The sequence below is a fragment of the Streptomyces sp. IBSBF 3136 genome, from assembly GCF_036815105.1.
GTDB lineage: Bacteria > Actinomycetota > Actinomycetes > Streptomycetales > Streptomycetaceae > Streptomyces.
In genome coordinates, this window is sequence record NZ_JAJSZC010000488.1 from 1 (window position 1) to 769 (window position 769).

At 72.7% G+C, this 769-nt stretch carries 1 protein-coding gene; it reads right to left on the minus strand.

The window, feature by feature from the left end; all coding sequences use genetic code 11:
* Positions 1-9: 9 nt before the first annotated feature.
* Positions 10-726 (minus strand): response regulator transcription factor, encoded by a 717-nt coding sequence (locus V7E45_RS40390; RefSeq protein ID WP_333779262.1) that lies wholly within the window; start codon positions 724-726, stop codon positions 10-12.
* Positions 727-769: the final 43 nt, after the last annotated feature.

Genomic DNA, 769 nt, shown 5'->3' on the forward strand with positions numbered 1-769 from the left:
GGCCGGGGGTCAGTAGCCGGAGGGGCGGACCAGGCCAGACTCGTAGGCGAAGACCGCGGCCTGGGTGCGGTCCCGCAGGCCCAGCTTCACCAGGATGCGGCCCACGTGCGTCTTCACGGTCTGCTCGGCCACCACCAGCCGGCCGGCTATCTCCGCGTTGGACAGGCCCTGCGCGATCAGCGCCAGGACCTCCGTCTCCCGTTCGGTCAGCTCGCCCACCCGCTGTCTGAGCGGGGGCCGCGGGGAGCCGTCCAGGCGGGAGAACTCGGCGATCAGCCGGCGGGTGATGCCCGGGGCGAGCAGCGCGTCCCCGGCCGCCACCACCCGGACCGCCTCGGCGAGCTGGTCCGCCGAGGCGTCCTTCAGCAGGAACCCGGCGGCCCCCGCGCGCAACGCCTCGTAGACGTACTCGTCCAGGTCGAACGTGGTCAGCACCAGGACCCTGATGCCCGGGTGGTCGGCGGTGACCAGCCGGGTCGCCTCGATGCCGCCCAGCTCGGGCATCCGGATGTCCATCAGCACCACGTCCGGGGTCAGTTCGGCGACCTTGGCGACGGCGTCCCGGCCGTCCACCGCCTGCCCGATCACCTCGATGTCCGGCTTGGTGTTGAGCAGCACGGTGAAGCCCTGCCGGACCATCTGCTGGTCGTCGGCGACGAGGACGCGGATGACACCGGCGCCGCTCGTGCCGTCGCTGCCGCTGCTGCCGCTCGTGCCGCTGGTCATGGGGGCTGTTCTCCTGTCGGGAAAGGGGGCTACCGGGCGGGTG

Coding starts and splice junctions, on each gene's coding strand:
- V7E45_RS40390 (WP_333779262.1), bottom strand. CDS start 726: ATGACCAGCGGCACGAGCGGCAGCAGCGGCAGCGACGGCACGAGCGGC.